The sequence below is a fragment of the Faecalibacterium sp. 9 genome (genome assembly GCF_048320955.1).
Lineage (GTDB): Bacteria > Bacillota > Clostridia > Oscillospirales > Ruminococcaceae > Faecalibacterium > Faecalibacterium wellingii.
In genome coordinates this window covers 1,495,491-1,518,241 of the sequence record NZ_JBLWGB010000001.1, presented here as the reverse complement: position 1 = coordinate 1,518,241, position 22,751 = coordinate 1,495,491, and the positions used below count along the sequence as shown (strand labels likewise).

General features: G+C 62.8%; 21 protein-coding genes and 1 other RNA gene. 13 read left to right on the top strand and 9 right to left on the bottom strand.

What is annotated here, in order from left to right; all coding sequences use genetic code 11:
- Window positions 1-44 precede the first annotated feature (44 nt).
- The 4 genes from rpmI to ACKXF9_RS07285 form a co-directional block, all read right to left on the bottom strand.
- Complete coding sequence (rpmI, locus tag ACKXF9_RS07300) at window positions 45-248, bottom strand: 50S ribosomal protein L35 (RefSeq protein ID WP_005928215.1); 204 nt, start codon at window positions 246-248, stop codon at window positions 45-47.
- 18 nt (window positions 249-266) lie between these two features.
- The gene (gene infC, locus ACKXF9_RS07295; RefSeq protein ID WP_212792169.1) at window positions 267-818 is read right to left on the bottom strand and encodes a translation initiation factor IF-3; all 552 of its coding nucleotides are present in this window, start codon (window positions 816-818) and stop codon (window positions 267-269) included.
- Between the two features lie 478 nt (window positions 819-1,296).
- Entirely contained in the window at window positions 1,297-4,989 is a 3,693-nt protein-coding gene (locus ACKXF9_RS07290; protein ID WP_418265713.1) for a UvrD-helicase domain-containing protein, read from the bottom strand.
- The gene (locus ACKXF9_RS07285) at window positions 4,986-8,342 is read right to left on the bottom strand and encodes a PD-(D/E)XK nuclease family protein (protein ID WP_418265712.1); all 3,357 of its coding nucleotides are present in this window, start codon (window positions 8,340-8,342) and stop codon (window positions 4,986-4,988) included. The genes ACKXF9_RS07290 and ACKXF9_RS07285 overlap by 4 nt, the downstream gene beginning before the upstream one ends.
- Before the next feature lie 142 nt (window positions 8,343-8,484).
- Between ACKXF9_RS07285 and ruvX the strand changes: the two genes are divergently transcribed.
- Window positions 8,485-8,916: a Holliday junction resolvase RuvX gene (gene ruvX / locus ACKXF9_RS07280; RefSeq protein ID WP_418265711.1), complete on the top strand. Its 432-nt coding sequence runs from the start codon at window positions 8,485-8,487 to the stop codon at window positions 8,914-8,916.
- 30 nt (window positions 8,917-8,946) lie between these two features.
- On the opposite strand, the gene ACKXF9_RS07275 is transcribed toward ruvX, so the two are convergent.
- Window positions 8,947-9,675: a peptidylprolyl isomerase gene (locus ACKXF9_RS07275; protein WP_418265710.1), complete on the bottom strand. Its 729-nt coding sequence runs from the start codon at window positions 9,673-9,675 to the stop codon at window positions 8,947-8,949.
- A gap of 239 nt (window positions 9,676-9,914) precedes the next feature.
- Between ACKXF9_RS07275 and ACKXF9_RS07270 the strand changes: the two genes are divergently transcribed.
- From ACKXF9_RS07270 to ACKXF9_RS07260, 3 genes are all read left to right on the top strand, one after another.
- Entirely contained in the window at window positions 9,915-10,229 is a 315-nt protein-coding gene (locus tag ACKXF9_RS07270) for a DUF1292 domain-containing protein (RefSeq protein WP_249238333.1), read from the top strand.
- 22 nt (window positions 10,230-10,251) lie between these two features.
- Window positions 10,252-10,456: non-coding RNA, 6S RNA (gene ssrS, locus ACKXF9_RS07265), on the top strand.
- 93 nt (window positions 10,457-10,549) lie between these two features.
- Window positions 10,550-11,197 carry an AhpC/TSA family protein gene (locus ACKXF9_RS07260; RefSeq protein WP_418265709.1) on the top strand — a complete coding sequence of 216 codons (648 nt, stop codon included), beginning with the start codon at window positions 10,550-10,552 and terminating at the stop codon, window positions 11,195-11,197.
- Between the two features lie 60 nt (window positions 11,198-11,257).
- Here the strand turns inward: ACKXF9_RS07260 and ACKXF9_RS07255 are convergent, their stop codons facing one another.
- Genes ACKXF9_RS07255 through ACKXF9_RS07240 form a run of 4 tightly spaced genes read right to left on the bottom strand, consistent with a single transcriptional unit; the run spans window position 11,258 to window position 14,076 of the window.
- Window positions 11,258-11,467 (bottom strand): DUF378 domain-containing protein, encoded by a 210-nt coding sequence (locus tag ACKXF9_RS07255; protein WP_243111425.1) that lies wholly within the window; start codon window positions 11,465-11,467, stop codon window positions 11,258-11,260.
- A gap of 59 nt (window positions 11,468-11,526) precedes the next feature.
- A complete protein-coding gene (gene ispE, locus ACKXF9_RS07250; protein WP_418265708.1) occupies window positions 11,527-12,402 on the bottom strand; it encodes a 4-(cytidine 5'-diphospho)-2-C-methyl-D-erythritol kinase in 876 nt (291 codons plus the stop codon).
- Between the two features lie 10 nt (window positions 12,403-12,412).
- On the bottom strand, window positions 12,413-13,597 hold the full coding sequence (locus ACKXF9_RS07245; protein ID WP_348583828.1) for a pyridoxal phosphate-dependent aminotransferase: 1,185 nt from the start codon (window positions 13,595-13,597) through the stop codon (window positions 12,413-12,415).
- Complete coding sequence (locus tag ACKXF9_RS07240) at window positions 13,597-14,076, bottom strand: Lrp/AsnC family transcriptional regulator (RefSeq protein WP_005935606.1); 480 nt, start codon at window positions 14,074-14,076, stop codon at window positions 13,597-13,599. Before ACKXF9_RS07240 ends, ACKXF9_RS07245 begins: the two co-directional genes overlap by 1 nt.
- A 233-nt stretch (window positions 14,077-14,309) precedes the next feature.
- On the opposite strand from ACKXF9_RS07240, the gene ACKXF9_RS07235 reads away from it, so the two are divergent.
- From ACKXF9_RS07235 to ACKXF9_RS07195, 9 genes are all read left to right on the top strand, one after another.
- The gene (locus ACKXF9_RS07235) at window positions 14,310-14,579 is read left to right on the top strand and encodes an ACT domain-containing protein (protein WP_418265707.1); all 270 of its coding nucleotides are present in this window, start codon (window positions 14,310-14,312) and stop codon (window positions 14,577-14,579) included.
- A gap of 24 nt (window positions 14,580-14,603) precedes the next feature.
- Window positions 14,604-15,965, top strand: coding sequence for a PFL family protein (locus ACKXF9_RS07230; protein ID WP_374121318.1), 1,362 nt, complete (start codon window positions 14,604-14,606; stop codon window positions 15,963-15,965).
- 86 nt (window positions 15,966-16,051) lie between these two features.
- A complete protein-coding gene (locus tag ACKXF9_RS07225; RefSeq protein WP_418265706.1) occupies window positions 16,052-16,417 on the top strand; it encodes an endonuclease domain-containing protein in 366 nt (121 codons plus the stop codon).
- A gap of 165 nt (window positions 16,418-16,582) precedes the next feature.
- Window positions 16,583-17,200, top strand: coding sequence for a stage II sporulation protein R (locus ACKXF9_RS07220; RefSeq protein ID WP_418265705.1), 618 nt, complete (start codon window positions 16,583-16,585; stop codon window positions 17,198-17,200).
- A 52-nt stretch (window positions 17,201-17,252) separates the two neighbouring features.
- Window positions 17,253-17,723: a peptidoglycan-binding domain-containing protein gene (locus tag ACKXF9_RS07215; RefSeq protein ID WP_418265704.1), complete on the top strand. Its 471-nt coding sequence runs from the start codon at window positions 17,253-17,255 to the stop codon at window positions 17,721-17,723.
- 261 nt (window positions 17,724-17,984) lie between these two features.
- Window positions 17,985-19,127 (top strand): exonuclease SbcCD subunit D, encoded by a 1,143-nt coding sequence (locus tag ACKXF9_RS07210; protein ID WP_418265703.1) that lies wholly within the window; start codon window positions 17,985-17,987, stop codon window positions 19,125-19,127.
- The gene (locus tag ACKXF9_RS07205) at window positions 19,124-21,928 is read left to right on the top strand and encodes an AAA family ATPase (RefSeq protein WP_418265702.1); all 2,805 of its coding nucleotides are present in this window, start codon (window positions 19,124-19,126) and stop codon (window positions 21,926-21,928) included. The genes ACKXF9_RS07210 and ACKXF9_RS07205 overlap by 4 nt, the downstream gene beginning before the upstream one ends.
- Window positions 21,929-21,995: 67 nt before the next feature.
- Entirely contained in the window at window positions 21,996-22,436 is a 441-nt protein-coding gene (locus ACKXF9_RS07200) for a hypothetical protein (protein ID WP_249238323.1), read from the top strand.
- Between the two features lie 93 nt (window positions 22,437-22,529).
- A complete protein-coding gene (locus ACKXF9_RS07195) occupies window positions 22,530-22,751 on the top strand; it encodes a YdbC family protein (protein WP_120079997.1) in 222 nt (73 codons plus the stop codon).

Sequence of the window (22,751 nt, the reverse complement as noted above, 5' to 3'; positions counted from 1 at the left end):
CCTTTAGTTATCTGTAGTAGAATGTTTGTGCCTGCGGCTCGCTCTTAGGCGTAGGGCAGCATGCTCTTAATGGTAGCTGCGTTGGTCTTATCAACGTAGCTGGGCTGACGATAGCCACGGGTCAGCTTGGTGGTCTTCTTGGTCAGGATGTGGCTGCGGAATGCGTGGCCGCGCTTGATCTTGCCGTTCTTGGTCAGCTTAAAGCGCTTCTTAGCGCCGGAATGCGTCTTCAGTTTCATCTTAGCCATTTTAGTTTCCTCCTAAAATTAGTCCTTATTGGGTTTCGGGATCAGCAGAATGGACATCGTGCGGCCCTCGAGCACCGGCGGCTTGTCGGTGGATGCCTGCGGCAGAGCCTCGGCAAAACGCTTGAGCACGTCTGCGCCCAGAGCACTGTGCGCCATTTCACGGCCGCGGAAGCGGATCGAAACCTTAACCTTGTGGCCAGCTGCCAGGAATTTGGCAGTCTGGTTCAGCTTGGTATTGAAGTCGTTGGTGTCAATGTTGAGCGAGAGGCGGGTCTCCTTGACTTCGACCACCTTCTGGTTCTTCTTGGCTTCCTTCTCCTTCTTCTGCTGTTCAAAACGGTACTTACCGTAGTCCAGCACCTTGCACACAGGCGGGACGGCCTGCGGTGCGATCTTGACCAGATCCAGTCCGGCCTCTTCTGCAGCGCGCATAGCCACCTGAATGGACACAACGCCCTTCTGCTCGCCGTCTGCACCGATCAGACGGACCTCACGGTCACGGATCTGACCGTTGATCTCCAGTTCCTTCGACTTTCCAGCGGTAGCGATAATGAATGCACCTCCAAACAAAATCCATTTTGTTGCAATATTTGGCATAGAAAACGCGGCCGCCCATTTTCAGGACAGCCGCGCAAAAATTCACTCAAAAGCCGCAATCCACACAAAGATGAACTGCTTTTCGGGTATAGCCCGGGGATTCCGACCCCACAAGGCGAGCGCGGCACAGGCCGTAGCTGCTTTCTTTACCCGGTTATTCTACCACAGGCAGAAAGCGCTGTCAAGCACTTTTTATGCGTTTTGCGGGAAAAATATGACTTTTGAAAAAGAAGTAAGTTTCCGATAGCGTCCTCGCCCTCTCCGTCATTGCTTACGCAATGCCACCTCTCCCAAAGTGAGAGGCTTTGGCAGTCCATACAAAGTTTGCGGTTTTGCCAAGGGCTCCCCCTTTGAGGAAAGACTTCCCCCGGTCCGGGGGAAGATGTCGCGCAGCGACAAAAAGGGGAATCTGTCGAGCAAATGCGAGACTGAGAGGGCGAGCCCGGTTTCCTTACACCTCGATCAGCTTCCCCAGCTCCAGCGAGCAGATGCCCTTATAGGTCACCTTCTTCGGGGCAAAGCGCTTATCGATGGCAAGGGCGTAGAGGTTCAGCTGCGCGCGGTAGGCCCGCAGGAAATCCGCCTCGGTCTTGCGGCGGTCGGTCTTGTAGTCCAGCAGTTCCAGATGATCCGGATATACCAGCACAAGGTCTGCGATGCCCTGCACCAGCACCTGCTCTCCCTCGGCCCGGACGCCCTCTGTGCCCTGCGCAGCCAGCACCGCTTCGGCAGGCAGCGCCGTGATGAAAGCCAGCTCCCGCAGCACCTCGTCTGCTGCGCAGATCTTTGCAAAGGCCTCGCCTTCCACAAAGCGGCGGATCCGGCTCACATCCAGCTTTTCCGCGATCTCCGGGGCCACAAGCTGCCTGTCCACCTGCCGCTGACGCTCGGCCAGAATGGCTTCCTCAAGCCCGCCCGCGTCTTTTGCAGCTGCAAGGGCCGAAAAGTCCGCATGTTCCAGAAAGGCGTGCAGAGCCGTACCCATTTCGGCGGCGGTCAGGCCGTCTCTGGAAAGGAAAGCAGGCCGTTCCAGCGTGGTCTGCTCGGCTTTGTGCACGATACTGGTCACGCTGACCTTGGCGGGCACAGCGGCCAGCTCCGCCGCCGGGTAATGCCAAGCAAAGCCTTCCTGCAGCCCGGCCACCAGAGCCGGGTCTGCCGGGACGGCTGCAGGCTGTTCCGGCTCCGGTCCGGACGCTTCCGGTTCCGGCTGGGCTTCCTGAACCGATACGGTGATCTCGCTTTCCGTAAACACGAAGGGCAGTTCCAGATCTCCGGCCAGCCGCCGCAGCGGCCCGCCAAAGGGATGCACCAGCAGCGCCGCACGCAGCCAGTCGGCAAAGCTGTTCGCCTGCCGGTTCAGGGTTTCCCCCGCTCCTGCCGCCAGAAACGCCGCCGCCCGGGCAAAGGGATTGCCGGTCTTGGTCATGCCCAGCGGGATGGTCAGGATCAGCATATCCTGTGCGCGGGTGAGCGCCACATACAAAAGGCGCATCTGCTCGCTGCGGGTCTCCTGTGCGTGAGCATTGGCAAGGGCGGTGTATGCGGCGGTCTTGTACAGGTCCCCCTGTTCCGGCCGCAGCCGCAGGCCTGCCCCGTATTCCCGATGCAGCAGCACCGGCTGATAGGTGTCGCTCAGGTTGAAGTGCCGGGCCGTATCGCCCACGAACACCACCGGAAACTGCAGGCCCTTGGAGCGGTGGATGGTCATGATGGTCACGCAGCCCGGGCGTGCGCCGCCCGGCACTGCGTCCTGCCCGGTGGAGCCTGCCTGTGCCGCCGCATCGATGGCACGCACCAGCGCCGAAATGCCGTTTGTGCCGGATTCCGCACAGAACGCTGCAAACCGGCGGGCATCCTCCCGGCGGCGGGCTCCGTTTTCCAGCACGCCCAGCGCGGCAAGGTAGCCGGTGGAGACAAAGATCTCTTCCAGCAGCTGCTCTGCCGGAACACTGCGGGCCATGCGCCGCAGCTCGGTCAGCCGGGCGTAAAAAGCCTTCACCTTTTGGGTGAACGGTGTTTCATCTTCACTCTGCACCACCTGCAGCACTGCGCCGTACAGGCTCATGCGGGTGAGCTTTGTGCCGGGCTCCTGCTGTTTTTTCTGCGTCTCCTCGCTGCAGGCCCGCAGACGCACAAGGTCGTCGTCTGTAAACCCGAACATCGGCCCCAGCATGGCAGCAGCAAGATAGATGTCCTGCGCCGGGTTGTCGATGACCTTTAAAAGCGAGATCAGTGGACGGATGTGCGGGGCTGTCATCAGATTTTCCCGGGCGTCCGCGTAGACCGGGATGCCCCGGGCCGTGAGCGCTTCTTCGTAGGCAAGAAAATCGCCGCGTGCCGCCAGCAGGATGCAGCAGTCCTCGTACTGCACGGGCCGGACAGACCCGCCGTCCCGCACCGGGGTGCCGTTTTGCACCAGCTCTTCGATGTGCTGGGCGATCCACGCCGCGTCGGTCTCGGCGGTGTCGTCCGGCAGAAAATGCGCTTCCACGCTGCCGGCGTATTCGCCGGGTGCACCACACACCAGCCGCTGGCCGTCGCCATAGGCGGTATCGCCCAGCCGGGGCGTCATGAGCTGTTCAAAGATAAAGTTGATGCCTGCCACCACCTGCGGGGCGGAGCGGAAGTTGGCATCCAGTGCCAGCAGTGCATCGGTGCCCGGCGTTCCCTCTGCCGGGCGGGGCCGTGCCGTGCCGCCGGGCAGAGGGGCCCAGACATCCAGCTTCGTCCGGAAGATGCTGGGGTCGGCCTGCCGGAAGCGGTAGATGCTCTGTTTCAGGTCGCCCACCAGAAACAGGTCGTCCCCCGCCGGGGATGCAAGGCAGCGATAGATGGCATCCTGCAGCGCGTTGGTGTCCTGATATTCGTCCACCATCACAGCGGCATAGTTCTGCCGGATGCTCTGGCACAGTGGGGTAGGTTCTCCCTCCGGCGTGCGCAGCAGCCGCAGGGCCTGATGCTCAAAATCGCTGAATTCCAGCAGCTTGCGCTCCTTTTTCTTTGCCGAGAAACGGGCGTCAAAGTCCCGCACCGCGGCAAACAGGGCCCGCAGCCGGGGCAGCGCCTCCCTGCGGTCGGCTTCGGCCTCCTCCTCGCTGCAGGAGATAAGCTCCGTGATCTGCTCGAACAGCTTGGCGGCTTCGTCCGTGCGGGTGCGCACCGCCGCCTTGTGGTCGCCGGTCAGCCGCTTTTTCATGCCCTTGAAGCCGGGCATCTCCTCCATGCCCAGCACATAGGGCGTGAGCTTATCATACAGCGGCGTCCACTCCCCTGCCGCCGCCAGCCGTTCCACCTCGCCCAGCAGGGCGGCGGCGCTTTCCAGCCGGGAGAGCGGCTCTGCAAATTTATCGTTGACGCCTGCTGCGGCCTTGGCTTTGGAGGCTGCCGTCTTGCCTTTTTCCTCGGCCTGCGCCTGCGCAAGGGCAAAGTCCTCTCTGCAGTCGGCCAGCGCCGCCGTCAGCAGCTCCCGGGCCGCTCCGGCGCAGCGGGCCGCTTCGGCCAGCAGCAGGTCATGCCAGCAGGTGGAGCCAAAACCGTTCTCCTGCTGCCATGGAGCCAGATATTCGTCCATGCGGCGGTCGTAGTCCGGCAGTGCCCGCAGAAAATCGTACACATGCAAGATGGTATTGCCTGCGGCCTGATCGGTGCGGCCCTTGCCGTAAAGGTCTGCAAAGGCGCAGAAATCCGGGTCGCGGTAGGCATTTTCCAGCGTTTCGGCCAGCGCCGAAGCCCGCAGCACCTCCACGCTGCCGGGGTCTGCCGGGGCAAAGTCCGGCGGGATGTCCAGCGCCTGAAAGTGTTTATGCAGCAGGTCCAGACAGAAAGCATCGATGGTGCAGATGGGTGCCCGCTGCAGCAGCATCCGCTGGCGGCGCAGGGCCGTGTTGTGGGGCTGCTGCACACTGAGCCGCAGCAACGCCTGCCCGATGCGGGCCCGCAGCTCTGCCGCCGCCGCATTGGTAAAGGTGACGATGAGCAGCCTGTCTGCATCCACCGGGTGCTCCGGGTCGGTGATGAGCCGCACGGCACGTTCGGTCAGCACCGCTGTTTTGCCGCTGCCCGCCGCCGCGCTTACCAGCAGCGCACCGCCCCGGTCCTCGATGGCGGCCCGCTGGGCCGGGGTCCATTTGGGTTCGCTCATGCCTGCTCACCCTCCTTCTCGTTCTCGGTCTCTTCCGGCTCAAAGGGCTTGGCCGGAGCCTCCAGTGCACGCTCGCCGATGCCGGTCTCGTGGCAGCAGATAAAGCTGTAGTCGCACCAGACGCAGGGGTTCCTGCCTGCCCCGGCTACCAGCGGTTCCGCTTCGATGCGGCCGCTGTAGAGCTGGCTGCCCATCTGCGTTACAAGGTCATCCAGATGAAGCTGTATCCGGTTGAGCTTGGCGATATCCGCACGCTTATCCTTCTGGTTGGGGCTGGGTTTGCCGTCCCGGTAACCAAAGGGCAGGTAGCGGCCGGTCTCGGCGGCGTCCATGGCATCGAACACCCGCTGCTCGTCCCGCACAAGGCCGTCCAGCTCGTATTCCGTTCCGCGCTCTGCCTGCTGCCGGGCCGTGGTCTTGGGGGCCGGGTCTGCCAGCAGGTACAGAACACCTGCGGGTTCCGCGCCGGTAAAGCGCCCGCTTTTATCCCGGGTCAGGCTGAACAGATACAGCAACATCTGGCAGTCCAGCCCGCAGTAGACCTCCTTCAGGTTCAGCTTCTTGGTGCCGGTCTTGTAGTCCACCACCCGCACCCAGCGGGTGCCGTTTTCCTCCACCCACTCGTCGGCGCGGTCCACCGTGCCCACCAGCTGCACCGTGCGCCCGTCCGAGAGATGATACACCTGCCCGGGCACGGCGTCCTCCCCGGAGCCGATGCGCAGCTCGCAGGCTGCCGGGTGGAAGCAGGACTGCTTCTGTTCGTCCCGCAGATAGCACAAAAGGCCGGTCATGCTCTTTTTGAGGCGGGAGAGCAGATAGGTGAACCGGGCCGTATCCTCGGGCAGATAGCGCTTTGCATATTCATCCACCAGCAGGCCGGCAAGGCCCGCCATGGCTTCGTCGTCCAGCTCCAGAAAAGGCGTCAGCGCCTTGCAGGGGTTATCCGCAGCCGGGTGCGGGTCCAGCGCCATCTGCAGCACCCAGTGCATCAGGGTGCCGCTCTGGTCGGCTGAAAGCTCGGCCCGCCTGCGGGGGCGCAGGCCCAGCACATACTGCAGGAAATAGCCATACCGGCAGGTATAGTATTTTTCCAGCTGGCTGGGCGAAATGCGCAGCCGCTGCCCCAGCAGGCCGCTCAGCGCGGACAGGTCGTTCACCTGCCGGGGCGGGTCCTCCTCCATGCGCTGCAGCAGCGCAAGGCCCCGGGGTGCATCCGTCTGCGGCAGGCGCAGCGCCTCGGTCAGACTGGCGCGTTCCGTGTCGGTCAGCGGCCAGCCGCCCAGCGTATCCAGTGCATCGGCGGGGGTAGCCGCAAGGTCGGGAAGCTCCAACTCCGGTGCCGCCGGGTGCAGGGCCTCCACGATGGGCTCCAGCGCTGCGCACAGGGTCTTGCCCTGCCCCTTGGGCCAGCTGAGCCACAGTCCCTTGGCCGGGACGGTAAGGGCCTTGTAAAAGCACACCTGCTCGCGCACCACGCGGTTCTCAAAACAGTCCGGCAGATCGATCTGCTTTGCCATCAGGGCATCGCGGTCGGCGTGGGTCAAAAGACCCGTCTCGGACGGCGCACAGGGGAACTCCCCTTCCGCAAGGCCCAGCACAAATACATAGTCCGGCGCATCCAGGCGCATTTTGCCGGCGCTTGCCAGCACCACCGCGTCCAGCGTCTGCGGGATGTGCCCAAGGTCCGACGAGCGCAGCAGCAGACTGAACAGGTCCTCATATTCCGCAAGGGTCACACCCTGCCCGCCCAGCAGATGGGCCATTTCGTCCAGCAGCTGCATCACCACGTTCCACTCCCGGGCCGCTTCCTCTGCCGCCGGGATGCCCCGGGCCGCACGGATGGACTCGATCTGTGCGGCCTGCTGTTCCTCTGCTCCCAGCTCCTTCAGGCAGAAATACAGCGCCCGGCTGATCTGCTCCGCGTTGGCCCCGCGCACCCTGCCGCGCAGGCTGTCCACCGCCGTCACCAGCAGCTGACGGGCCTTTTCGGCATCGGCCAGCGTTTTCCGGTCCTCTTCGGTCAGCTCGTTCTCGCCAAAGCCCCGGGGGCTTTTTTCAAAGCCTGTCCGCCACGCCGCCGCATCGGGCGACCAGGTGTAGGCATAGTTTTCCAGGGCACAGACCTCCGGCTCGCTCAGGGCGCACAGGCCGGTCTTGGCCAGAACGGTCAGGTTCTCGGTCATGTCCGCGCCGCGCACAAGGGCCAGCAGCGCCCGCACCGCTGTGGCCGGGGCGCTGAACTCCGGCGTGGTGGGTTCATCGCAGTAGAGCGGGATGTCTGCCATGCGGAACTCGTACCGGATGGCGGCGCGATAGCCGGCGATGTCGCGGCAAACCACCGCGATCTTTCCGCAGCGCACACCCTGCCGCATCAGGCGGCGGATGGCCGCAGCGGTGCAGCGGGCTTCTTCTTCCCGGCTGGCAGCCGCAAACAGCCGCACCTCCGGTGCCGCAGGCGGCACCTCACAGGTACCGGTCTCCAGCAGTTCCGTCACAGCGGCAAGACCGGGGGCGTCCCTGTGGCGCAGGTCTGTGCGCAAAAGCTCCGGCACTGCCGCTTCGGCCCCGTTTTTGCGGGCCAGCTGGCGCAGCTGCGCCGCCACCTGCTTTGCGCCGGAAAACAGCCCCATCTCCCCCGGCACCATGGGGGAACCGTCGTCACACAGGGCCACCGTGACCGTGGGCAGCGCCGCCAGCATCGCACCCATCAGCCGCTTTTTGGGGGCGTTGAAGGTGTCAAATTCGTCAATGAACACCTCCCGCTCCCGCAGAAAGTCCGGCAGCTCGCCCCGGGCAAGGGCAGCTTCCAGCCGGGCCGCCGCCAGCTCCAGCCGGTCAGAGGGGTCCATGCCGGTGCCCGCCAGCAGCGTCTCGTAGCCCTGAAAGATCAGCGCCAGCTCGCTCAGCTTGCCGCTCTCGGGGCCGCAGTCCCGGGCCAGCTCTGCCAGCTGTGTGCCGGAAAGCCCGGCACTCTTCAGCTCGTCGATGGTCTGGGCCGCCATCTGGCAGAAGGCTGCGCTGCGGCGGTGGCGGTAGTAGTAATGCACATTGTCCTGCAGTTCTTCCAGTGCGCGGCGCACCAGCACGGCCCGGCCTGCGTCCGAAAGGGTCTGCACCGCCGCGCCGCCCTCAGCGGAGAGGATGCGCTCGGCCAGACTGGTAAAGGAAAAGCTTTCCACCATGCCGGAAAGCGCATCGCCCAGTTCCCGGTAGATGCGGCCCTCTGTGCTGGAGGTGAACTGTTCCGGCACCAGCAGGATGCTGTACCGGCCCGCCTCGGCCCGGGCACGGATGCGGGAATAGAGCAGCGTCGTTTTGCCGCTGCCGGAGCCGCCTAAAACCAGTTTGAGCATGGGGCACTTCCTCCTTGAAAAACGATCTGTGTTTATTGTAACACGAAAATCCTCTCAAAAAAAGTGTGATTATCTACCCTTTAGCCTTCAGCTGTGGTACACTTGGACCGATAAACTTTTCCACACAAGAGAGGAAGCCTGTATGAAAATTTTAGCTGTTGACTACGGCGACAGCCGCACCGGCCTTGCCACCTGCGACCGCACCGAGTTTCTGACCACAGCCATCACCCCGCAGATCACCCTGAAAGCCCGTAATAAGGTAGCCGCCCGGGTATGCGAGGTGGCAGAGGAGATCGGTGCTGAGCTCATCGTCATCGGTCTGCCGCTGAACATGGACGGCACCGAGGGCGAGCGCGCCGCCAAGAGCCGCAAGCTGGCAAAAACGGTCGAAATCTGGAGCGGCCTGCCCGTGCGCATGTGGGACGAGCGCCAGACCACCTGCGCCGCTGCCGACCTGCTGGACGAGAGCGGCACCTTTGGCACAAAGCGGAAGGAAATTCTGGACTCTGTGAGCGCCACGGTCATTCTGGATGACTATCTGGCGTGGCGGAAGGAGCACCCGGGGGAAATATAAGAAAAAGGACACCTGACGGTGTCCTTTTTCTTATTCGTACTGCGTAATGCTCACGCTGTTGATGGTGATGTCCTCACGGGGCTTCTGGTTCTCGTCCACGGCAGTCTGGCCGATGGCATCCACCACGTCCATGCCCTCGTACACCTGCCCCAATACCGTGTCGGTGTAGTCGAGGTAGGGCGCACCGCCCGCCGTCTGGTAGGCAGAAACGACCTCCGCGCGGTAGCCGGCACTGTTCATCTGATCCACCAGCTCCTGCGTCACAGACTGCTCTCCCGGCAGGGTCTGCACCACGTAAAAGACGCTGGCGCACTCACCGGAAGCATCCGTGCCCATGCACAGGGCACCGGAATAATGGTGCAGGCTGTCGGTGGTCTCAGCCGGGTAGCGGCCGCCGTTCCAGATGGTGTTGCCCCTGCCGTCGGCCCCCTGTCCGGCCTCCACCACAAAGCCGCTCTCCACACGGGAGACTGTCAGGCCGTTGTAGTAGCCCGCCTGTACAAGGCCCGCAAAGTTATCATAGGCCTGCGGGGCCTTATCCGGGAAGAGCACCGCCCGGAACACGCCCGCCGAGGTATCGAATACCGCAACGGTATCCCCCGCTGCCGGGTGGGTGAACTGCAGCTCTGCCGACTCCACCGCCGGGCGGTCGATCTTCTGGGCGGTGCTGCCGCCTCCGCCGACGCCGCCAAAGCTGCAGCCGGTCAGGGCCAGTGCTGCTGCCAGCACCAGTGCCGCCCATCTTTTTTTATGCATCATTTTCACCCACGCTCCATACACTCTAGTAACCGCACGGCACACCGTGCGCAAAAGATTCAGAGGATAGTATATCATATTCTGCCCCAGAGTGCGAGAGCAAATGCGTGAAAATTTGTTACACAATTTCTGTGCGAAAAAGCATCTTGACGAGCAGGCAAAAAAACGCTACACTATATGCAGACCCGAGCGGGCGGCACATAAGCGGCCCGTTTTATGACACGATACAGGAGACGCTATCTATGTCTGATGAGATCAAGAACCCCAATACCGAAGAGGAAAATCAGCCTGACCTGATGACTCTGGAAGATGAGGACGGCAACGAGATCACGTTTGAGGTGATCGATGCGCTGGACTACAAGGGCGTGCATTATCTGGCTGCTGTGGAATACGCCGAGACCGAGGAAGAGGCTGAGAACGCTCAGCTGGTCATCCTGAGCGTCGGCGAAGACGATGAAGGCGAGTATCTGGACGTCGTGGATGACGACGAACTGCTGCTGGAGCTGGGCAAGCTGTTTGAAGAGCGCTTGAGCGACGAGTACGACATCGAAGAATAATTCCAGACAAATTACCCGGCAAGACTTCCTGCCCGGCTCGATTTGTTGCGGTTTATATGATCCTACTAATCATTCAACGGGAGCCCGGAGTTCTCCGGCGGATTGCAGACCTCCCCGCCATGGGTCGACCATGGAGGTTCGATGAGGAAGCGTGAATCCGGCGACAGGGCACCCACCTGTCCGTAAGGGTAGGTTTGATTGACCGCAGACGACCGGGCGGGATCTTTTTATAGCAATCCATCCACCGCTGTCCTCTGCAAAACAGAGACAGTGTGTGGATTTTTTATTTCCCTGAATATGGAAAGGATGTGCATTGCGGCATGAAGTCAGAACATCTGGTTGGCACCTCCATCCCCCGTTTCACCTTTGATACCCCCACCACACCGGGAAACGATTTTTATAAGCTGTGCGAGGGTGAGCACCCGCTGGTGATGATCTTCCTGCCAGCCTTCGACCACCCTGTCACCCGGGAATACCTGACCCGCTACCTGCAGACCCTGCCCAGACTGCGCGGCGTGCGGCTGGCCTGCGTGGTGCACTCTTCGCCCCGCACGGTGGCAAAAGCCACACAGGGAGCCGAGTTTCCCTTCACGCTCATCTGCGACGCGCCGGGGGTGCTGTACGGTTATCTGGGCGTGGAGCAGGCCCGGGGCATCCTGAGCTGGAGCTTTGCGGCCCAGCGCATCTACAAAGCCGCCAGAGAGCAGGGCTACCGCTATGACAGCAGCGCCCCGCAGCTGCTGCCGCTGACGCTGGTGGTGGGCCATCAGGGCAGGATCCTGTTCACCCACTCCGGCCGCAGCCAGACCGACCTGCCCGAGGACTGCGCCGCCATCCGGGAGATCACCCGCGAGGTGGTGCGCACCATGGCCGAGGACCAGCGGCGTACACATCCCCACTGCTCGGACGAGACGCTCACCCTGCCGGATCTGGTAGGCTGGGACGATCTTGACGGAAGCAGTAATTGAGTCAACAAGCAAAAGCACCTGCAATTGGTTTTGCAAGTGCTTTTGTTTTTGCATGATTTTTCAGCTTTCAGAGGAACTATCGTCCGAAAACAGCCCCGGGATGCCGCACAGGGCTGCGATGCCCACCAGTGTGAACACGATGCGGGACCAGATGGATGCACTGCCGCCCAGCAGCCAGCCCACAAAATCGAACTGGAACAGCCCCACAAGGCCCCAGTTGATGCCGCCCACGATCAACAGGATCAGGCAGATTTTATAAAAGGTCTGCACAAAAAAGACCTCCTTCCCTTGCGGACAGTATGCCCCGTGGGAAGGAGGTCTATGCATTTTTATCGGCTCACCCGTGCGCCGCCGCGGTCAGGCTGCGCCACGTACACCTGCTTCCAGCGCCGCTTTGCGGCCTGTGCAGCAGTCCGTGCGGCCCCTTCGTCCCGGAACACGCCGAACACCGCCGCACCGCTGCCGGTCATCAGGGCGGTGACAGCGCCATGCTCCCGCAGCAGGGTCTTGATGGCCCCGGTGTCCTTTGCTCCGCTGCACTCTTCCAGCGCATTGCCGGCGGCAGCGCAAAGGGCGTCCAGATCTCCGGCACGGATGGCGGCTTCCTGTGCGCCGCAGTCCGGGTGGACACTGCTGCCCACCCGATCGTAGGCCGCAAAGGCCTCCGGGGTGGAAACGCCGTAGTCCGGCATCACCACCGTGAACCAGCACTCCGGCACCGGCGGCAGGGCCTTGAGGAAGTCTCCCACGCCCTGCACCCGGCAGGTGCCGCCCATCAGGGCAAAGGGCACATCCGCACCGATCTTTGCGCCCAGTGCACACAGCTCACTCATGGAGAGCCGTGCACCGTACAGCTCGTTCATGCCCACCAGCACGGCAGCGGCGTCAGCGCTGCCGCCTGCCATGCCTGCCCGCACCGGGGTATTTTTATAGATGGTGATGTCCACGCCCGCCAGAAGGCCGGTGTAGTCAAAAAAGGCCAGCGCTGCCTTGATGGCAGTGTTTTTGTTATTGGGGGCCACCAGACTGCCCGGCAGCCGCAGGTTCAGGTAGGGGCTGCGGCGCAGCACCACCCGCTCGTAGAGGGTGATGGCCTGCATGGTCATGTCCAGATCATGGTAGCCGCTCGGCAGAAGACCCACCACATCCAGCGCCAGATTGAGCTTTGCGGGGGCCAGAACGGTCACGCAGTTCAGCCTTGCCATTTGTTCCTCCTCAGATGCCGTGATAGATGCCGTTTTCCTGCAGGAATTCCCGGATGCGCCGGAGCGCTTCCTTCAGATGCTCCACGCTGTAGGCGTAGGAAATGCGGGCGTAGCCTTCGCCGGAAGCGCCAAAGGCGTCGCCGGGGATGATGGCCACATGCTTCTGTTCCAGCAGTTTCGTGCAGAAATCCTGACTGCTCATGCCCGTGCTCTTGATGCAGGGGAAGGCGTAGAACGCGCCGCGCGGCTCAAAGCAGGTCAGGCCCATATCGTTGAAGGCCTTCACCACAAGGCGGCGGCGCATATTGTACTCGTCGCGCATGCGGTCGATCTCGCCGTCGCACTCCTTCAGGGCAGTGATGGCGGCGTATTGGCTGGTGGTGGGGGCGCTCATGATGGCGCTCTGGTGGATCTTGGTCATGATCCGGATGATGGGTGCCGGACCGCAGGCATAGCCCAGACGCCAGCCGGTCATGGCGTAGGTCTTGGAGAAGCCGTTCACCACGATGGTGCGCTCTGCCATATCGGGCAGGGTGGCAATGGACACATGGGGCCGCAGGCCATAGTTCAGCTCTGCATAAATTTCATCCGAGAGCACCATGATGTTGGTGCCGCGCAGCACCTCAGCAACGGCTTCCAGATCCTCGCGCTCCATCACCGCACCGGTGGGGTTGTTGGGGAACGGCATGATGAGCAGCTTGGTGCGGGGGGTGATGGCAGCCTTGAGGGCGTCGGCACGCAGGCGGAACTCGTCCTCCTGACGGCAGGCCACATGCACCGGCACACCGCCGGACAGGGTGGTGATGGGCTCGTAGCACACAAAGCAGGGCTCCGGGATAATGACCTCGTCCCCGGGCTGCACCAGCGTGCGGATGCACATATCAATGGCTTCGCTGCCGCCCACCGTGATGAGCACCTCGTGCAGCGGGTCGTAGTGCAGGCCCATGCGGCGCTCCAGATACTTTGCCACCTCGGCGCGCAGCTCCTTCAGGCCTGCGTTGGAGGTGTAGCGGGTGCGGCCATGCTCCAGACTCTCGATGCCGGCTTCGCGCACGGCCCATGGCGTCTTGAAGTCCGGCTCGCCCACGCCCAGACTGATGCACTCGGGCATTTCGGCAGCCAGATCGAAAAATTTGCGGATGCCGGAGGGGCGCATGGCCTCAGCGGCAGGCGCGATCAGTTTATCGTAGTCCATCACAGCACCGTGCACTCTCTTTCATCGATTTCTTCGTCCTGATACAGGCGGCCCTCCTTTTTATAGGTGCGCAGCACAAAGTGGGTGGCGGTGGACAGCACATCGTCCAGCGGGGACAGGCGCTTTGCCACGAACAGGGCGATCTCCTGGAAGGTCTGCCCCTTGATGACCAGCTGCAGGTCGTAGCCGCCGCTCATCAGCAGCACGCTCTCCACCTCGTCAAAGGCGGCAATGGTGGCTGCGATCTCGTCAAAGCCGCGGCTCTTCTTGGGGCTGACGTTCAGCTCGATGACGGCCTCCACACGGTTGACCCCGGCCTTTTCCCAGTCCACAAGGGTCTTGTAGCCCTTGATGATGCCCTGCGCCCGGGCCAGATCGATCATGGCCGCCACCTCGGCGGGGGATTTATTCAGCATCGTGGCGATGTCCTCAATGGGCAGCCGCGCATTGTCTTCCAGGATCTTCAAAAGCTGTTCCATAGTATCTTGCTCCTTCTCAGCCCGTAACCGGGAAATAAATTATTTATAAGTATAGCACAAGCTGTAAAAGATTGCACCCAATTTTTTGGGATAGAATGTCTTTTTCCCTTCGTGTCTGTTCTTTTTTACAAAAAGTGTGTTCAAATTTTGCCAAATCTGATATACTGGAAGGGTAAGAGTGTGCCGGAGCTTTTGCGGCACCGTTCATCAAAAGGAAAACGAGGGTGGAAACGATGAAAGCATTCATTACCGTCATTGGTCACGATACCGTGGGCGTTGTTGCCAGGGTCGCCGGTCTGTGCACCGAACTGAACATCAACATCGAGGACGTGACCCAGAGCATCCTGCAGGGCATGTTCGCCATGATCATGCTGGTGGATATCTCCAAGTGCAATGTGGGCCACGAAGAGCTGCACAAGCGCTGCGATGCACTGGCCGCCGAGATGGGGATGCAGATCAACGTGACCCGTCAGGAAGTCTTTGACGCCATGCACACCATCTGATGGAGGGAGTACACTGCAATGAGTATGTTTAATACCGGTGACATCCTCGAGACCATCGAGATGTTCACTCAGGACAATCTGGATGTGCGCACTGTCACCATGGGCATCAGCCTGCTGGACTGCATCGACCCGGACCCGAAGAAGGCGTGCGAGAACATCTATAACAAGATCACCACCAAGGCCGCAAGCCTTGTGCCCACCGTGGAGCACATCAGCGCCGAGTATGGCATCCCCATCATCAACAAGCGCATCAGTGTCACCCCCATCGCCATGCTGCTGGGTGCCTGCCCGGATGCCGACCCCGTGGACTTTGCAAAGACCCTGGACGCCGCCGGCAAAAAGGTGGGCGTCAACTTTGTGGGCGGCTACAGTGCTCTGGTGCACAAGGGCTTCTCCGCCGGTGACCGCCGCCTGATCGAGTCCATTCCCCGTGCGCTGGCCGAGACCGACATCGTGTGCAGCTCGGTGAACATCGGCGCCACCAAGGCCGGCCTGAACATGGACGCCGTCAAGCTGATGGGCGAGGCCGTCAAGAAGGCTTCCGAGCTGACGGCCGACCGTCAGTGCATCGGTGCCGCAAAGCTGGTGGTATTCTGCAACGCACCGGAGGACAACCCCTTCATGGCCGGTGCATTCCACGGCCCCGGCGAGCCGGACTGTGAGATCCACGTGGGCGTTTCCGGTCCCGGCGCTGTGCGCGCCGCACTGGCCCGCCTGCCCAAGGATGCCCCCATCGACGAGGTGGCAGAGCTGGTCAAGCGCACCGCCTTCAAAATCACCCGCGTGGGCCAGCTGGTGGCAAACCTTGCCTCCAAGGCTCTGGGCGTGCCCGCCGGCATCATCGACCTGTCGCTGGCACCTACCCCCGCCATTGGCGACAGCGTGGCCAACATTCTGGAAGAGATGGGCCTTGAGACCTGCGGCTGCTGCGGCACCACCGCCTGTCTGGCCCTGCTGAACGATGCCGTGAAGAAGGGCGGCGTGATGGCCTCCAACCACGTGGGCGGTCTGTCCGGTGCCTTCATCCCGGTCAGCGAGGACGCCGGCATGATCCACGCCGCCGAGATCGGCTGCCTGACCATTGAAAAGCTGGAAGCCATGACCGCCGTCTGCTCGGTGGGCATCGATATGGTCATCATCCCGGGCGACACCACCCCGGCCGTCATCAGCGCCCTGATCGCCGACGAAGCCGCCATCGGCATGGTGAACAGCAAGACCACCGCCGTGCGCGTCATTCCCGCCATTGGCCGCAAGGCCGGTGAGGTGCTGGACTTTGGCGGTCTGCTGGGCTATGGCCCCATCATGGCCGTGAACCAGCACGACCCGTCCGTGTTCATCAACCGCGGCGGCCGCCTGCCTGCCCCCATGCAGTCGCTGAAGAACTAAAGGACCCTCTCAGTCATCTCGCATACGCTCGATGCCAGCTCCCCCGAAAGGGGGAGCTTTTTTCAAACCGAAAGCAGGTGTTTCCTATGAAACCGAACATCGTTCCCAAAAATGGCGATATGCTGCCTCGTGCACGCGAGCTGCGCCGCGAAATGACGCCGCAGGAAAGAAAGCTATGGTATCAGTTTTTGCGCCGCTACCCGGTAAAAAATTATAAGCAGCGCATCATCGAATCTTTTATTGCTGATTTTTACTGTTCTCGCGCACAACTGGTCATCGAATTGGATGGAGCACAACACACCACCGAACAAGGGCTTCTGTATGACCGTGAACGGAGCAGCATCTTTTCGCAGTACGGCTTGGATGTTCTTCGTTTTTCTAATTATGAAGTGGATCTTCAGTTTGAAGCAGTCTGTGAAAAAATCCATCAGACGATTCAATCTCGCCTTTGAAGCTGCACTTTCCCGGTATATGCACAAAAGCTCCCCCCCTCGGGGGAGCTGGCATTGCGCAGCAATGCCTGAGAGGGTTCGTTCTTTCCGGAATAAATTCTTTTCAACAGGCCCATCCTCTGGATAACATTTCCAGAAGAAGGGTCTGTTTTTATGTTATCCAGAATGCTTACACGCGCTCAGATGGCTCTGCTCTGCCTTGGCCTGTTTCTCGCCCTTGCCCTGTGCGGCGCATGGCAGACATTTGCATGGGGCCGCACCCAGCTGGACACCGGGGCGCTGGTGTGCGCCGACACCCTGCGGCTGCACATCCGACCCGAGAACGATTCCATCGCCAGCCAGAGCGCAAAGCTCCATGTGCGGGACGCCGTGCTGGCCTATCTGGACGCCGCCTGCCCTGCCGAAAGCAAGCCTGACGCCCTTTGCTGGGCGGCACGGCATCTGTTTGAACTGCAGCTCACGGCCCGGCACGCGCTGGCAGAGCTGAACATCCGCACCCCGGTGCGGGTGCAGCTGGTGAACATGTACTTCGACACCCGGCGCTACGCTTCGGGCATCCTGCCCGCCGGGCGGTACGACGCGCTGCGCATCCAGATCGGCAACGGCAACGGCCGCAACTGGTGGTGCGTACTCTACCCGGGTCTGTGCCGCTCTGCCTGCGGGGGCTACGCCCGGCCCGCCGAAAACGACCTCGTCTGCGGGAACTACATTCTCCGGCTCCGGCTGGTGGAATGGGTGCAGCAGCGCACCGCCCGTCGGGAGGACGTGGTGCTGCTTGGGTAACGCCCGGCGCTTTCGCCGCATAGCATAGGGCGAAAGGAGTGTGTTATCCACTATGGCGATCCCTGCTTATTATTCTCTGCTCCAGCGCGGCTCCTCCGGGCCGGACACCGCCCTTGTGCAGACCTGGCTCAACGGTGTGCGCGACGCCTGCACATGGTACAGTGAGCTGAAGACCGACGGAAAATTCGGCATTTCCACCGAGAACGCCGTGAAGGAGTTCCAGCTGAAAAACAAGATGAATGTGGACGGCAAGGTGGGCGCGAACACATGGAACGTGCTCTACACCCGCTACACGGCCAAGCACGGCCTGCATGTGCCCTACCCCGGCATTGCCCTGCGCAGCGGCTCTTCCGGCGGCACAGTGCGTCTGGTGCAGCAGAAGCTCAACTCTCTGGGCGAGCGGCTGACCGCAGACGGCAGATTCGGGGCTTCCACAGCCGCAGCGGTGCAGCGGTTCCAGCGCCGCAACGGCCTTGCCGCCGACGGCGCGGTCGGCAAAGAAACGTGGGAGAAGATGTTCTAGTGTGAACAGCCTTGCCCTCTCAGTCTCGCTTTGCTCGACAGCTCTCCCAAAGGGAGAGCCCTTGGCAAAACCAGAAACTTTGCGTGGACTGCCAAAGCCTCTCACTTTGGGAGAGGTGGCATTGCGCAAGCAATGACGGAGAGGGCGAGCCGCCTTACCTCGTCTGCAGGATTTTCCGTCCTGCAGACGCTTTTGTTTTCCTTGCCCCCACCCCCGCCCTGCTGTATAATAAAGAAAACTCTGAAAAGGCGGTGTTTCCGTTTGCGTTTTCTGCATCTTTCCGACCTGCATCTGGGCAAGCGGGTGTGCGAGTTCTCCATGCTGGACGACCAGCGGTACATTCTGGAACAGATCCTCTCCCTGCTGGACAGCACGCCCGTGGACGGTGTGCTGCTGGCGGGCGACCTCTACGATAAGCCCGTTCCCCCTGCCGAGGCCGTGCGCCTGCTGGACTGGTTCCTCACCCAGCTGGCTGAGCGGCAGCTGCCGGTGTTCGCCATCAGCGGCAACCACGACTCCGCCGACCGCATCGCCTTCGGCGCGGCCCTGCTGCAAAACAGCCGGGTGTACGTCAGCCCGGTGTTCTCCGGTGCGCCGGTGTCCATCCCCCTCACCGACGAATACGGCACGCTGGACGTGTACCTTCTGCCCTTTCTCAAGCCCGCCATGGTGCGGCATGTCTGGCCGGACGAGCCCGTGGAGAGCTACAACGACGCCCTTGCCTGCGTGCTGCGCCACTGCCCGCCGGACCCGGCGCACCGCAGCGTGCTGGTGGCCCATCAGTTCGTGGCCGGTGCTGCCTGCTGCGAGAGCGAGGAGGTATCGGTGGGCGGCGTGGACAGCGTGGACGCCAGCCTGTTCGATGCCTTTGACTATGTGGCCCTCGGCCATCTGCACAGCCCTCAGAAGGTGGGCCGCGACACCGTGCGCTACTGCGGCACCCCGCTCAAGTATTCCTTTTCGGAGGCCCGGCAGCACAAAAGCGCCTGCTTTGTGGAGCTTGGGCCCAAGGGCGAAGTGTCCATCACCACCGCGCCGCTCACCCCGAAGCACGACCTGCGGGAGGTGCGCGGCAGCTACATGGAGCTGACCGACCGCCGCCGCTACGCAGACACCGCCGTGGACGACTACCTGCACATCACCCTGACCGACGAGCAGGATGTGCCGGACGCGCTGGCCCGCCTGCGGGTGATCTACCCCAACCTGATGCGGCTGGACTACGACAACCTCCGCACCCGGGAAGATCAGCAGATCACCGCACCGGAGCGCGCCGAGAGCATTACCCCGCTGGAACACTTCTCGGCGTTCTACCAGCTGCAGAACAACCAGCCCCTGACCGCTGAGCAGGCGGCATTCTGCCAGCAGCTCATTGAGGAGATCTGGAAGGAGGGCGAGGACGCATGAGACCGCTCAGACTGACCCTTTCGGCCTTTGGCCCCTATGCGGGCGAGACCGTGCTGGAACTGGAAAAACTGGGAAAAGGCGGCCTGTACCTTGTCACCGGCGACACCGGCGCAGGCAAGACCACCCTGTTCGATGCCATTACATACGCCCTGTACGACCATTCCAGCGGCGGTGTGCGCGAGGGCGCCATGCTGCGCTGCAAGTATGCCGACCCCAGAACGCCCACCTTTGTGGAGCTGGAATTTGAGGTGAACGGGCAGCGCTATACCGTGCGCCGCAACCCGGAGTACACCCGTCCCAAGGTGCGCGGCGAGGGCTTTACCACCGAGAAGGCGGATGCCGTCCTCACCTTTCCCGACACCCGCCCGCCGGTGACCAGAGCCAAGGACGTGACCGCCGCCGTCATGGAGATCATCGGGCTGGATTACAGCCAGTTCTGCCAGATCGCCATGATCGCACAGGGACAGTTCACCCGGCTGCTCAACGCTTCCACCGAGGAGCGCAGCCGCATCTTCCGCAAGCTGTTCCGCACCCAGCGCTACGCACGCCTGCAGGAGCGCTTGCAGGCCGAAAGCGCTGCCCTCAGCCAGCAGCGCACCGCCCAGAATGCAAAGCTGGACAGCCTGCTCTCCGGCATCCAGTACGCCCCCGATGACCCGGACACCGAGGCTCTTGCCGCGCTGAGTGCCCAGACCGAGCCGGACGCCGCGCTTGCTTTGCTGGACGCCCTGCTGGCCCGCCAGCGGGCCGCGCAGGAAAGCACAGCTGCCGCTCTGAAGGACACCGAAGCGCAGCTGGACGCCGTGCAGCAGCAGCTGGGTGCGGCACAGCAGGCCCGGCAGCTGGCAGAGCAGCTGGCTGCAAAGCAGGCTGACCTTGCCGCCGCGCAGCCCGTACTGGAAGCCGCCCGGGCCGAGAGCGCCCGTCATGCAGGCGATGCCGCACAGCTGGACCTGCTGGCCGGGCAGGCCACACAGGCCAAAGCCGCCCTTGCCGCCTATGACGAGCTGGAACGGCTCTGCTGCCAGCAAGGCACTGCCCGGGACGCCGCACAGCTGGCCCGGGCGCAGGCCGCACAAAAGCGCGCCCAGCTGGAAGAGCTGGCTGCAAAGCTTGCTGCCGATGAACAGGAGCTGGACGCTCTGGCCGATGCTTCCACCCGCAGGCTGGCGCTGGAAACGAAGGAAAAGGAGCTGGCCCAGCGCGGCACAGCGCTTTCCACCCTGACCCAGCGGCTGACCGCCTGCCAGCAGCTGGCCCAGAAGGCCCACCGTGCACAGGAGGCCTACCACACCGCCGCCGAAGCCAAGGCGCAGGCTCATACCCGCCGGGATGCTCTGGACCGGGCATTTCTGGACGCACAGGCCGGGCTGTTGGCCCAGAGCCTGACCGAGGGCACTCCCTGCCCGGTGTGCGGCAGCACCCACCACCCGGCCAAGGCCCAGCTGCCCCGCACCGCCCCCACGCAGGCACAGGTGGACGCTGCCAAGCAGGAAGCCGAGACCGCAGATGCCCTTGCCCAGAAAGCCAGCGCCGCCGCACAGAGCGCCAACGCTGCCGCAGAGGAAGCCCGCCGCTCTCTGCGCCGGGATGCCGAGGACCTTCTGCCCGAACGGTTCACTGCGCCCGACGGCCCGGTGCAGCTGACCTTCAAGGGAATGAGTGCCGTGCTTACCGAGGAGACCGCCGCACTGCACGCGGCACAGACCGAATGCACCGCAGCCCTGCGCCGGGCCGCAGCCGACTGCACCCGCCGCGCCGCATTGGAGGCCGACCGGCAGACGAGGACCCGCCAGCGCCCGGCACTGGAACAGGCGGCATCCGAGGCAGACCGCTCTGCCGCAGCCCAGGCCGCACAGGCCGACGCACTGGAACAGCAGATCGCCGGGCAGCGTTCTGCCCTGCCCTACCCCCAGCGAGCCGAAGCACAGGCTGCGCTGGATGCACTGGAAGCCCGCCGCACCGTTTTGCGCACCGGCATGGAGCAGGCGCAGGCTGCCCTCAAGCGGGCAGAGCAGGCGCACGCCGCCGCGCAGGCCGCCGTGGATGCCCTGCAGGCGCAGCAGACCGCCGCAGCACAGGCCGTGCCCGCACAGCCGCTGGAAGATCTGCAGGCCCTGCAGACCCGGCTCACCGCTGCCCGGAGCGCTCTGCGCGAGCAGGCACAGCAGCTGGCAGCACAGCTGCTGCCCAACAGCGCTGCGGCAGAAAAATACCGCGCAGCCGCTGCCGCCCGCACCCAGCTGGAACAGCGCTGGCAGTGGGTGAGCGCCCTTGCCGCCACAGCAGGCGGCACCCTGACCAGCAAGCAGAAGATCCGGCTGGAAGCCTATATCCAGATGAACTATCTGGACCGCATCCTGCGCCACGCCAACACCCGCCTGATGCAGATGACCGCCGGGCAGTACGAGCTGGAGCGCATCGGGGCGGAGAACCAGCGCAGCCAGTCCGGACTGGACCTCGGCGTCATCGACCACTACAACGGCACCCGCCGCAATGTCAAGACCCTTTCCGGCGGCGAGAGCTTCAAGGCCTCGCTGGCGCTGGCGCTGGGCCTTTCGGACGAGGTACAGAGTGCCGCAGGCGGCATCCGGCTGGACACCCTCTTTTTGGACGAGGGCTTCGGCAGTCTGGACGAGGAATCGCTGGAACAGGCCATGCGGGTGCTGGCGGGGCTGACCGAGGGCGACCGGCTGGTGGGCATCATCTCCCATGTGAGCGCCCTGAAGGACCGCATCGACCGGCAGGTGGTGGTGCGCAAAGCCCGCACCGGCGGCTCTGCCGTAGAACTCATCGTGTGAAACACCGCAGACCTCTTTATAAGTTACATCTTTCCGGGGCATCCTATGGGCGGAGGTGATTTTTTCAATGAACTCTCTCACGCCCTTCATCCGCCACGAGATGGACGAGCAGCCCGGTGCTTCTTCCGCACCGGAAAACAGCTGCTCCCGCTGCAGCCCGCCGCTGGGCAAAGAGCCGGAGGCCCCCGTCATCCTGCCGCCCGGCGACCCCACTGCCCCCGGCACACAGGTGCCGCCGCACATTGAAACGCCGGGCCAGACGCCCCACCCGGACACCGGCAGCACCCCGCAGGGTGTGCCCATGACCGACGGCACTCCTGTGGCCTGCCGCCAGAAAAACGCCAAAGATTTTTTAGCCGGAGACGTGCAGACCAGCGTGATGGCCCACTATGCCCCCGGGCTGTTCAGCACCGGCCAGCACACCCACTCCCGCCATCCGGCCCCGGACGAGGACACCGCCGCCGTGCTGGAACTTGTGGACTGGCGGGAAGAATCCCCCTATGGCTAAAAATTTTTCAAATTATTTTCGCTCTACCTGTTGAAATCTTCGTCCGCTTCCCTTATTATGGTAGCAAACAAAGATAAAGGCAGGTTTTGCATCATGGCAGAGATCAAATACGAAGTAGTTCAGCGCATTGCAGTGCTCTCGGAGCGTCCCCGCGGCTGGGAGCGTCAGCTGAACCTCATCAGCTGGAACGACGGCGAGCCCAAATACGACATCCGCGACTGGTCCCCGGACGGCACCCGCATGGGCAAGGGCATTTCCCTGAGCCATGACGAAATGGCCATCCTCAAGGGCCTGCTGGACGAGCTGGAGCTGTGA

Bases quoted from the DNA above. Each gene is read 5' to 3' on its own strand.
- rpmI (WP_005928215.1), bottom strand. From the start codon at position 248: ATGGCTAAGATGAAACTGAAGACGCATTCCGGCGCTAAGAAGCGCTTT.
- ACKXF9_RS07290 (WP_418265713.1), bottom strand. From the start codon at position 4,989: ATGAGCGAACCCAAATGGACCCCGGCCCAGCGGGCCGCCATCGAGGAC.
- ACKXF9_RS07285 (WP_418265712.1), bottom strand. From the start codon at position 8,342: ATGCTCAAACTGGTTTTAGGCGGCTCCGGCAGCGGCAAAACGACGCTG.
- ruvX (WP_418265711.1), top strand. From the start codon at position 8,485: ATGAAAATTTTAGCTGTTGACTACGGCGACAGCCGCACCGGCCTTGCC.
- ACKXF9_RS07275 (WP_418265710.1), bottom strand. From the start codon at position 9,675: ATGATGCATAAAAAAAGATGGGCGGCACTGGTGCTGGCAGCAGCACTG.
- ACKXF9_RS07270 (WP_249238333.1), top strand. From the start codon at position 9,915: ATGTCTGATGAGATCAAGAACCCCAATACCGAAGAGGAAAATCAGCCT.
- ACKXF9_RS07260 (WP_418265709.1), top strand. From the start codon at position 10,550: ATGAAGTCAGAACATCTGGTTGGCACCTCCATCCCCCGTTTCACCTTT.
- ispE (WP_418265708.1), bottom strand. From the start codon at position 12,402: ATGGCAAGGCTGAACTGCGTGACCGTTCTGGCCCCCGCAAAGCTCAAT.
- ACKXF9_RS07245 (WP_348583828.1), bottom strand. From the start codon at position 13,597: ATGGACTACGATAAACTGATCGCGCCTGCCGCTGAGGCCATGCGCCCC.
- ACKXF9_RS07240 (WP_005935606.1), bottom strand. From the start codon at position 14,076: ATGGAACAGCTTTTGAAGATCCTGGAAGACAATGCGCGGCTGCCCATT.
- ACKXF9_RS07235 (WP_418265707.1), top strand. From the start codon at position 14,310: ATGAAAGCATTCATTACCGTCATTGGTCACGATACCGTGGGCGTTGTT.
- ACKXF9_RS07230 (WP_374121318.1), top strand. From the start codon at position 14,604: ATGTTTAATACCGGTGACATCCTCGAGACCATCGAGATGTTCACTCAG.
- ACKXF9_RS07225 (WP_418265706.1), top strand. From the start codon at position 16,052: ATGAAACCGAACATCGTTCCCAAAAATGGCGATATGCTGCCTCGTGCA.
- ACKXF9_RS07220 (WP_418265705.1), top strand. From the start codon at position 16,583: ATGCTTACACGCGCTCAGATGGCTCTGCTCTGCCTTGGCCTGTTTCTC.
- ACKXF9_RS07215 (WP_418265704.1), top strand. From the start codon at position 17,253: ATGGCGATCCCTGCTTATTATTCTCTGCTCCAGCGCGGCTCCTCCGGG.
- ACKXF9_RS07205 (WP_418265702.1), top strand. From the start codon at position 19,124: ATGAGACCGCTCAGACTGACCCTTTCGGCCTTTGGCCCCTATGCGGGC.
- ACKXF9_RS07200 (WP_249238323.1), top strand. From the start codon at position 21,996: ATGAACTCTCTCACGCCCTTCATCCGCCACGAGATGGACGAGCAGCCC.
- ACKXF9_RS07195 (WP_120079997.1), top strand. From the start codon at position 22,530: ATGGCAGAGATCAAATACGAAGTAGTTCAGCGCATTGCAGTGCTCTCG.